At 65.5% G+C, this 8,944-nt stretch carries 8 protein-coding genes; 5 read left to right on the top strand and 3 right to left on the bottom strand.

Translation table 11 applies throughout. The features are described from left to right. Positions 1 to 149 precede the first annotated feature (149 nt). From FBT96_RS06120 to FBT96_RS06110, 3 genes are read right to left on the bottom strand one after another with little or no spacing between them, the layout of a single operon-like run. The gene (locus tag FBT96_RS06120) at positions 150 to 725 is read right to left on the bottom strand and encodes a retropepsin-like aspartic protease family protein (protein ID WP_136905441.1); all 576 of its coding nucleotides are present in this window, start codon (positions 723 to 725) and stop codon (positions 150 to 152) included. Between the two features lie 55 nt (positions 726 to 780). Further along, the gene (locus FBT96_RS06115) at positions 781 to 1,428 is read right to left on the bottom strand and encodes a MarC family protein (RefSeq protein WP_136905440.1); all 648 of its coding nucleotides are present in this window, start codon (positions 1,426 to 1,428) and stop codon (positions 781 to 783) included. A 59-nt stretch (positions 1,429 to 1,487) separates the two neighbouring features. Next, the gene (locus tag FBT96_RS06110; protein ID WP_136905439.1) at positions 1,488 to 1,847 is read right to left on the bottom strand and encodes a helix-turn-helix transcriptional regulator; all 360 of its coding nucleotides are present in this window, start codon (positions 1,845 to 1,847) and stop codon (positions 1,488 to 1,490) included. A gap of 179 nt (positions 1,848 to 2,026) precedes the next feature. Between FBT96_RS06110 and tatA the strand changes: the two genes are divergently transcribed. The 5 genes from tatA (at position 2,027) to FBT96_RS06085 (ending at position 8,889) form a co-directional block, all read left to right on the top strand. Further along, positions 2,027 to 2,233 carry a twin-arginine translocase TatA/TatE family subunit gene (gene tatA / locus FBT96_RS06105; protein WP_136905438.1) on the top strand — a complete coding sequence of 69 codons (207 nt, stop codon included), beginning with the start codon at positions 2,027 to 2,029 and terminating at the stop codon, positions 2,231 to 2,233. Between the two features lie 24 nt (positions 2,234 to 2,257). Continuing rightward, the gene (gene tatB / locus FBT96_RS06100) at positions 2,258 to 2,725 is read left to right on the top strand and encodes a Sec-independent protein translocase protein TatB (RefSeq protein ID WP_023922212.1); all 468 of its coding nucleotides are present in this window, start codon (positions 2,258 to 2,260) and stop codon (positions 2,723 to 2,725) included. Next, positions 2,722 to 3,567: a twin-arginine translocase subunit TatC gene (gene tatC, locus FBT96_RS06095; protein WP_136905437.1), complete on the top strand. Its 846-nt coding sequence runs from the start codon at positions 2,722 to 2,724 to the stop codon at positions 3,565 to 3,567. Before tatB ends, tatC begins: the two co-directional genes overlap by 4 nt. Continuing rightward, positions 3,564 to 4,403: an ATP-binding protein gene (locus tag FBT96_RS06090; protein ID WP_136905436.1), complete on the top strand. Its 840-nt coding sequence runs from the start codon at positions 3,564 to 3,566 to the stop codon at positions 4,401 to 4,403. Before tatC ends, FBT96_RS06090 begins: the two co-directional genes overlap by 4 nt. A 775-nt stretch (positions 4,404 to 5,178) precedes the next feature. After that, positions 5,179 to 8,889: a vitamin B12-dependent ribonucleotide reductase gene (locus FBT96_RS06085; protein WP_136905435.1), complete on the top strand. Its 3,711-nt coding sequence runs from the start codon at positions 5,179 to 5,181 to the stop codon at positions 8,887 to 8,889. Positions 8,890 to 8,944: the final 55 nt, after the last annotated feature.

Raw genomic sequence — 8,944 nt, 5'->3', positions numbered from 1 at the left:
GGCCCCGGCACGGGGGGGGGGGCCGCCCCCCGCACCCCCCGCTGCCGGGGGACGATGTCCCCCGCGCCCCCTTGCGTATTTTTGCCAAGAAGAACCCCCTGCCGTTTCTTCTTGGTCAAAATACGCCCTTTGCGACGGCGCGGCCGGGGCTAGCGTTCAAGGATCATCCGGCGGTCGTCGAACTGCACCTTGCCGAAACGGGTCAGGTAGCTCATGCCCAGAAGCGAGCCCTCCATCGCGCCGCGATTGACCACCGCCGCCACGTCGCGGTCGGTGAAGGGGCCGACGCTGAGGCTGTCAAGCCGCACCGGTGCCGTCGCCACCTCGCCATTCGCGGTGAAGGCGCGGCCGATATAGGCCAGCGCGCCGGTGTCGATGCCCGCCCGTTCCGCATCCGCGCGGCTCAGCACGACCTGCGAGGCGCCGGTGTCGATGACGAAATCGATCGCGGCGCCGTTCACGCTTGCCTGCAAGTAATAATGCCCGTCCGCCCGCAGCGGCAGCTCGATCCGGCCCGACTGGGTCACGGTCTGGGCGGGCAGGATCGCGGCGCGGACATCGGGCCAGATCCCCGCCACGGCGGCGACGCCGAGAAAGATCAGCGCCCAGATCATCAGCTGTTGCAGCGCCTGCCCGGGGCGGCGGCGCAGCGCCGCGACCAGATAGCCGCCGATCGCCAGAAGCAGCAGAAGATAATAGATCACACGCGGAATCTCGGGGTCCATGGCGCCTCCTGCCCCCGATGTAGGGGCGCCGGGCCGTCCTGTCATCCCCCGAACGTCAGCCCCCGAGCGGCAGGGCGATGATCCCCGCCCCGCGCAGACCGTCGAGGATGAACTGCACCGCCAGCGCCGCGAGCAGCATCCCCAGAAGCCGCGTCACCACCATCGTCCCGGTCCGCCCCAGCGCGCGCTCGAGCGGCGTGGCGAGCAAAAACAGCACGAAGACGCAGGCGAGCACCAGCCCCATCACCGCCATCACCGCGGCCAGATGCAGCCCAGCCCCGAAGTCGGACTCGGTGCCCGATCCCGCCAGAAGGATCATCGTCGCCATCGCCCCGGGCCCCGCCAGCAGCGGCGTGGCCAGCGGAAAGACCGAAGGGTCGGGGGCATGCGGCTCGGCCGATTGCCCCTCGCGGCGCTGGGTGCGGCGCTCGAACAGCATGTCCAGCGCGGTGAGGAACAGAAGCACCCCGCCCGCGATGCGGAAGGCAGGCATCGAAATGCCGATGCCGCGCAACAGCGCATCGCCGAAAAGCCCGAAGGCGGTCAGCAGGATCGCGGCAATGACCAGCGCCCGGATGCCCACGGTGCGGCGCATCTGCGCGCTCATCCCCTGCGTCAGCGCAAGGAAAAGCGGCACGAGGCCGATCGGATCGACGACGACGAACAGGGTGGCGAAGGCGGTGATGAATTCAGGCGTGCTCATGGCCAAAGCCTAGCCGGTCGCGCAGGCGCGCGCCAGTGGGGCCGGGCAGGGGCAGGGGGTCAGACCGGGTCGTCTTCCTCGGGGTCGGGGGGCATCACGGCCCGGATCTTCGCCGCCAGCGAGCGCGCCCCCGCCGCGATGCGGGTATCGGCATGCGCCCCCGCCAGCCGCAACAGATGCCGCAACGCCGCCATTTCGTCACTGGTCAGCACCAGGGGCGGCAGCGCCACCGGCCGGCGCAGGATGTAACCCACGCCGCGTTCGCCCTCGATCGGCACGCCGTAATCGACAAGCTTGGCCATGTCGCGCCAGATCGTGCGTTCCGACACCCCGAGTCGCGCCGCCACGTCGCGCGCGCGGATCAGCTCGCCGTCACGCAAGAGCATCAGGATTTGCTCGAACCTTTCGTTGCGTGTCATCGGCCCCCCCTTGTCCCTTTCTGGCAGATCCGGGGGCAACTGACAAATAACCGTCAGTTCAACTGACAAATAACTGTCAGTAATGGCGGGGGTCCGCGGGCGCTGCGGCGGGATTGAACCTTGTCAGCCGGGCGGGCTGCGGGAAAGATCGCCCAAACCCCGTGATATGGAGAAATGACATGCAAATGGGTCCCTGGCAGCTGCTCTTGATCGCCGTCGTCGTTCTGGTGCTGTTCGGTCGCGGCAAGGTCTCTTCGCTGATGGGCGAAGTGGGCAAGGGCATCACCGCCTTCAAGAAAGGCGTGAGCGAAGGCACCAAGGAAATCGAGGAGGCCGCCGCCGAGCCGAAGACCACCGAGACGACCCCCGACAAGGACAAGGTCTGATCCCTGACCAAAGGCGGATAACGCATGTTCGACATCGGCTGGAGCGAGCTTCTGCTCATCGGCATCGTCGCCCTCATCGTGGTGGGTCCGCAGGACCTGCCACGGATGTTTCAGGCGCTGGGGCGGCTGACGGCCAAGGCCAAGCGTCTGGGCCGGGAATTCACCGCCGCGATGGAAGAGGCGGCGCGGGACACCGGCGTCAAGGAGGCGGCGGACAGTCTGAACGACCTGAAATCGATGACCACGAAGAAGGGTCTGGGCATCGACGCGCTTGAGCGCGCCACCGAACGGTTCGAGAAATGGGACCCGAAACTGCCCAAGCCGGTGGCGGCGGGGGCTGCTGCGGCGGCGCTGACGCTTGACCCGGAGCTGGCGGCCGATCTGGACGCGGCAGAGCTGGCGCCGGAGCCGGAGGTGGGCCCGGAGCGGGCGGCCAACCCCGCGGCGAAACCCGCGGTGAAACGCGCCGAAGGGCCGGGAGGATCTGCATGACGGCCGATCATATCGACGAGACCGCAGCGCCGCTGATCGAGCATCTGGCGGAACTGCGCACGCGCATCCTTTATGCGCTCGCCGCCTATGTGGTGGCGGTGATCCTGTGCTACATCATCTGGCATCCGGTCTTCACCTTCCTGACGCATCCGATCTGCGAGGCGCTTTCGGCGCGCGGGCAGACCTGTCAGCTGTCGCTGATCAAGCTGCAGGAGGGCTTCTTCGTCGCGATCAACATCGCGATGCTGGGCGGTTTCGCGCTGGCCTTCCCGATGATCGGTTTCCAGCTTTGGCGCTTCGTCGCGCCCGGGCTTTACCGCAATGAAAAGCGGGCCTTCCTGCCGTTCCTCATCGCCTCGCCGGTGATGTTCTTTCTGGGCGCGGCGTTTTGCTATTACGTCATCCTGCCGATGGCCTTCAGCTTCTTTCTGGGCTTCCAGATGGGCGATGTGGTGGCGGGGGCCGATGCGACCGATCCGGCCAACCAGATGGCGGTGATCGGCTTCACCGGCTCGATGGAGGAATATCTCAAGCTCACGACGAAATTCGTCATGGCCTTCGGGATCTGCTTCCAGATGCCGGTGGCGCTGACGCTTCTGGGCAAGGCGGGGCTGGTCTCGGCCCAGGCGCTGGCCTCTGTGCGCAAATATGCGGTCGTCGCCATGCTGACCGTGGCCGCGATCGTGACGCCGCCCGACGTGATGTCGCAAGTGATCATGTTCGCGGTGATCTATCCGCTTTACGAGGGCTCGATTTTCCTGGTCCGGCGGATGGAGAAGAAGCGCGAGGCGCAGATGCGCGCCGAGGGCACCTGGATCGACGACGAGGACGACGCAGAATGACCGATCCTCTGACGCGGATTGCCGAGGCGCTGGAACGCCTCGCCCCCGCGCCCGCGCCTGCCCCCGAGTTTTCGGGGGCGGATGCGTTTTTGTGGCACTCTGCGCCCGACCGGCTGGAGCCGGTGGCCGAGGTTTCGCGCATCGATCTGGGCCTTTTGCGCGACATCGACCGGGCGCGGGACACGCTTTTGGCCAATACGCTGCAATTCGCCCGCGGCGCGGCGGCGAACAATGCGCTGTTGTGGGGCGCGCGCGGGATGGGGAAATCCTCGCTCGTCAAGGCCGTGCATGCCGAGGTTCTGCGGCAGGGGCTGGCGCTGAAACTGGTGGAACTCTCGCGCGAGGATCTGCCCTCGGTCGGGCGGCTGCTGGGCCTGCTGCGCGCCGCGCCCGGGCAGCGCTTCGTGCTCTTTTGCGACGATCTGAGCTTCAGCCATGACGATCAGCATTACAAATCGCTGAAAGCGGTGCTGGATGGCGGCATCGCGGGGCGGCCCGCGAATGTGATCTTTTACGCGACTTCGAACCGGCGCCATCTGATGCCGCGCGACATGATCGAGAACGAACGCTCGACCGCGATCAATCCGTCGGAGGCGGTCGAGGAAAAGGTCTCGCTCTCGGATCGGTTCGGGCTCTGGCTGGGGTTCCATCCCTGCGATCAGGACGCCTATTTCGCGATGATCGAGGGCTATGTGGCGGCGCATGGGCTGCGGATCGATCCCGAAATCTTGCGCGCCGAGGCGGTGGAGTGGTATCGCACGCGGGGCTCGCGCTCGGGGCGAGTGGCGTGGCAGTTTTTCACCGATCTGGCCGGGCGGCACGGGCTGGCGCTTTGACCCCGGGCAGGCGGCGGGGCTGGAAAGCTGCGCCCTCCGGGTGGAAGGAAACTAGCCACCCTTTGCGCCCCGATGGGGCAGTGCGCAGACAGAGTTTCCGGCCCCGTCCGGCGCCCGATCCCGGGCCCCCCGCTTCTGTCGCACAGCCGCCGGGACCGGTCCCGATTGCGTCCGGTGCCGATTTTCCCCCCAGATCTGGTAGGCGCAAGCGCCCCGAAAGCGCCGGGCCGCGCAGCTTGCGGATACTATCCGTAGCGAATCCCCCCATTAAGATTCCTTAAGAAATCCTTAACAAATTCCGTCCGTTTGCCCCTCCGGGCCCGGTTTTGTTCCCAACCGGCCCAAAGCCGGCGCGGCGGGCGGTTTTTGGCCGAAGTTCTCCACAAGATATGGGGGGCTGTGGAGAAGTCGCTCTGCCGCCGCAGCTGCGCCGGGTAATTCGGCCCAATGCAACGGAAATTCGGCCCTCACGGCGGAGGCGGCCGAAACCGGGGCAATGTGGAAGAATCTGCGCGCGGCTTTTCTGCCCCGCCGTCAAGCGGGATTCTCGCCGATAATTCATGAAAATTACGTTGACGATGCCGAGGGGACGCGGCAGGTTGTGGGCTGTCGGCGGCGGCGCTACCAGATATAGTGTTCCGTGGCGGCAAGGCAGCCAACCAGAATGGTCCACCCGTCAGGGTTCGACCCAGCCTCGGGCCTTGGGCACCGGGTTGGCCGTTTTTGCTTCCGCTTGTCGTGTCGACGCAAGAAACGGGAAGGGCAGGACCGGCAGATGAAGATCGAGCGCAAGTTCACCACGGTCGAGGGCGGCGCCTACGGGGCGATGACCTTCACCACCACCACCTCGGAAATCCGCAATCCCGATGGCAAGGTGGTGTTCCGCAACGAGGCCGTCGAAGTCCCCGAGGGCTTCAGCCAGGTGGCCTCGGACGTGATCGCGCAAAAATACTTCCGCAAGGCGGGCGTTCCGGCCGCGCTCAAGCGCGTCAAGGAAAAGGGCGTGCCCGAATTCCTGTGGCGCTCCGTGCCCGACACTGCCGCGCTGGAAACTCTGCCCGAAGATCAGCGCTTTGTCGGCGAGACCTCGGCCAAGCAGGTGTTCGACCGGATGGCGGGCGCCTGGACCTATTGGGGCTGGAAGGGTGGCTATTTCACCACCGAAGACGACGCCCGCGCCTATTACGACGAGCTGCGCCACATGCTGGCCGCGCAGATGGCCGCGCCGAATTCGCCGCAATGGTTCAACACCGGCCTGCACTGGGCCTATGGCATCGACGGCCCGTCGCAGGGGCATTACTACGTCGATTTCACCACTGGCCAGCTGACGAAATCGGCCTCGGCCTATGAACATCCGCAGCCGCATGCCTGTTTCATCCAGTCCGTCCGCGACGATCTGGTGGGCGAGGGCGGCATCATGGACCTCTGGGTCCGCGAAGCGCGCCTGTTCAAATACGGCTCGGGCACCGGCACCAACTTTTCCAGCCTGCGCGCCGAGGGCGAGCGGCTGTCGGGCGGCGGCAAGTCCTCGGGCCTGATGGGGTTCCTGAAGATCGGCGACCGCGCCGCGGGGGCGATCAAATCGGGCGGCACGACGCGCCGCGCCGCGAAGATGGTGATCTGCGACATGGATCACCCCGATATCGAGGAATTCATCAACTGGAAGGTCATCGAAGAACAGAAAGTCGCCTCGCTGGTGGCCGGTTCGAAAATGCACGAGCGCGAGCTGAACAAGATCTTCGAGGCGATCCGCGCTTTTGACGGTGAGCGGGCGAACGCCACCGGTTCGAGTGCGCCCGCGAACGACGAAGGCCGCACCGATCCGGCCGTGAACCCCGCGCTGAAGGCCGCGATCCGCTCGGCCAAGAAGGCGATGATCCCGGAAACCTACATCAACCGCGTGCTGCAATATGCGCGGCAGGGGTTTTCCAGCATCGAATTCCCGACCTATGACACCGATTGGGATTCGGATGCCTATATCTCGGTCTCGGGGCAGAATTCGAACAATTCGGTGCGCGTCACCGATGCCTTCCTGAAGGCGGTGAAGGACGACGCCAATTGGGAACTTTTGCGCCGCACCGATGGCTCGGTGGCGAAAACCGTGAAGGCGCGCGAGCTGTGGGATCAGGTCGGCCATGCCGCCTGGGCCTGTGCCGATCCGGGCATCCAGTTCCATGACACGGTGAACGCCTGGCACACCTGCCCCGAGGACGGGCCGATCCGGGGCTCGAACCCGTGCTCGGAATACATGTTCCTGGATGATACCGCCTGCAACCTTGCGTCGCTCAACCTGCTGACCTTTTACACGGGCGGCGAATTCGACGCCGAGGCCTATGTCCATGCCACCCGGCTCTGGACGATGACGCTGGAAATCTCGGTCTTGATGGCGCAATTCCCGTCGAAGGAAATCGCGCAGCGCAGCTATGATTTCCGCACGCTGGGGCTGGGCTATGCCAATATCGGCGGCCTTCTGATGACCATGGGCCTGGGCTATGACAGCGACGAGGGCCGCGCACTTTGCGGCGCGCTGACCGCGATCATGACCGGGATCAGCTATGCGACCTCGGCCGAGATGGCGGCGGAGCTGGGCGCCTTCCCGGGCTATGCGAAGAACCGCGCGCACATGCTGCGGGTGATCCGCAACCACCGCACCGCGGCGCATGGCAAGTCGAAGGGCTACGAGGGGCTGGAGGTGCCGCCGGTGCCGCTCGATCTGGCCAATTGCCCCGATGACCGGCTGCTGCGTCTGGCCCGCATGGCCTGGGACGAGGCGCTGCGTCTGGGCGAGGAACACGGCTTCCGCAACGCGCAGGTTTCGGTGATCGCGCCGACGGGCACCATCGGTCTGGTGATGGATTGCGACACCACCGGGATCGAGCCCGATTTCGCGCTGGTGAAGTTCAAGAAACTGGCGGGCGGCGGCTATTTCAAGATCATCAACCGCTCGGTGCCCGCGGCTTTGGAAACGCTGGGCTACGGCTCGGCGCAGATCGCGGAAATCATCGCCTATGCGGTGGGGCATGGCAGCCTTGGCAATTGCCCCGGCATCAATCCCGCCGCGCTGATCGGCCATGGCTTCGGCCCGCGCGAGATCGAAAAGATCGAATCCGCGCTGCCCTCGGCCTTCGACATCCGTTTCGTCTTCAACCAATGGACGCTGGGCGAGGATTTCTGCACGAAAACGCTGGGCATCCCGGCCGAGAAACTGGCCGATCCGACCTTTGACCTGTTGCGCCACCTTGGCTTCAGCAAGGCGCAGATCGACGCGGCGAACGACCATGTTTGCGGCACGATGACGCTTGAGGGCGCCCCCTTCCTGCGCCCCGAGCATTACGTCGTCTTCGACTGCGCCAACACCTGCGGCAAGCGCGGCAAGCGCTATCTGTCGGTCGACAGCCACATCCGCATGATGGCGGCGGCGCAATCCTTCATCTCGGGCGCGATCTCGAAGACGATCAACATGGCGAACACCGCCACGATCGAGGATGTGAAGGCGGCTTACGAACTGTCCTGGTCGCTGGGCATCAAGGCGAATGCGCTCTACCGCGACGGCTCGAAACTGAGCCAGCCGCTGGCTTCTGCCCTGGTCGAGGATGACGAGGACGCCGAGGAAATCCTGGCCACTGGCAGCCAACAGGAAAAGGCCGCCGTGCTGGCCGAGAAGATCGTCGAGAAGATCGTGGTCAAGGAGATCGTGCGCTCGCACCGCGAGAAGCTGCCCGATCGCCGCAAGGGCTACACGCAAAAGGCCGTCGTCGGTGGCCACAAGGTCTATCTGCGCACCGGCGAATATGCCGATGGCAGCTTGGGCGAGATCTTCATCGACATGCACAAGGAAGGCGCGGGCTTCCGCGCGATGATGAACAATTTCGCCATCGCGGTCTCGGTCGGTCTGCAATACGGCGTGCCGCTGGAGGAATTCGTCGATGCCTTCACCTTCACCAAATTCGAGCCCGCGGGCATGGTGCAGGGCAATGACAGCATCAAGAACGCCACTTCGATCCTCGATTACGTCTTCCGCGAACTGGCGGTGAGCTATCTCGACCGCACCGATCTGGCGCATATCAAGCCGCAGGGCACGATGTTCGACGATCTCGGCGGCGGGCAGAACGAGGGCAAGCGCAATGTCGAGCCGGTGAGCGAGTCGGCGGCGTCGAAATCGCTTGAAGTGCTGCGGCAGATTTCCTCGACCGGCTATCTGCGCAAGCGTCTGCCGCAGGAGCTGGTGGTGCTGCGCGGCGGTGCGGGGACGCAGCTTGATCCGATGGCGGCGCTGAACACGCTGGTGCCCGAAACCGCGCTGGCGGTGGGGGCGGGGGTCTCGACCGCGCTTTCGTCGGGGGTGGTGGCGCTGGACGCCCGCGCCAAGGCGAAGATGCAGGGCTACGAGGGCGAGGCCTGCGGCGAATGCGGCAACTACACGCTGGTGCGCAACGGCACCTGCATGAAGTGCAACACCTGCGGCGCAACGAGCGGCTGCAGCTGATCCCGGGATCCGAACTGCGCCCCGCAAGGGGCGCAGACCGACCGAAACTCTTCCT

Source organism: Rhodobacter capsulatus (assembly GCF_005144475.1).
Taxonomy (GTDB): domain Bacteria; phylum Pseudomonadota; class Alphaproteobacteria; order Rhodobacterales; family Rhodobacteraceae; genus Rhodobacter; species Rhodobacter capsulatus_C.
Note: the sequence above shows the minus strand (reverse complement) of the source record. Positions and strands in the feature narration are given on the sequence as shown.

What these genes read in the sequence shown, in the direction of transcription:
- FBT96_RS06090 (WP_136905436.1), top strand. Translation starts at nt 3,564, where the DNA reads ATGACCGATCCTCTGACGCGGATTGCCGAGGCGCTGGAACGCCTCGCC.
- FBT96_RS06115 (WP_136905440.1), bottom strand. Translation starts at nt 1,428, where the DNA reads ATGAGCACGCCTGAATTCATCACCGCCTTCGCCACCCTGTTCGTCGTC.
- FBT96_RS06110 (WP_136905439.1), bottom strand. Translation starts at nt 1,847, where the DNA reads ATGACACGCAACGAAAGGTTCGAGCAAATCCTGATGCTCTTGCGTGAC.
- tatC (WP_136905437.1), top strand. Translation starts at nt 2,722, where the DNA reads ATGACGGCCGATCATATCGACGAGACCGCAGCGCCGCTGATCGAGCAT.
- FBT96_RS06120 (WP_136905441.1), bottom strand. Translation starts at nt 725, where the DNA reads ATGGACCCCGAGATTCCGCGTGTGATCTATTATCTTCTGCTGCTTCTG.
- tatB (WP_023922212.1), top strand. Translation starts at nt 2,258, where the DNA reads ATGTTCGACATCGGCTGGAGCGAGCTTCTGCTCATCGGCATCGTCGCC.
- FBT96_RS06085 (WP_136905435.1), top strand. Translation starts at nt 5,179, where the DNA reads ATGAAGATCGAGCGCAAGTTCACCACGGTCGAGGGCGGCGCCTACGGG.
- tatA (WP_136905438.1), top strand. Translation starts at nt 2,027, where the DNA reads ATGCAAATGGGTCCCTGGCAGCTGCTCTTGATCGCCGTCGTCGTTCTG.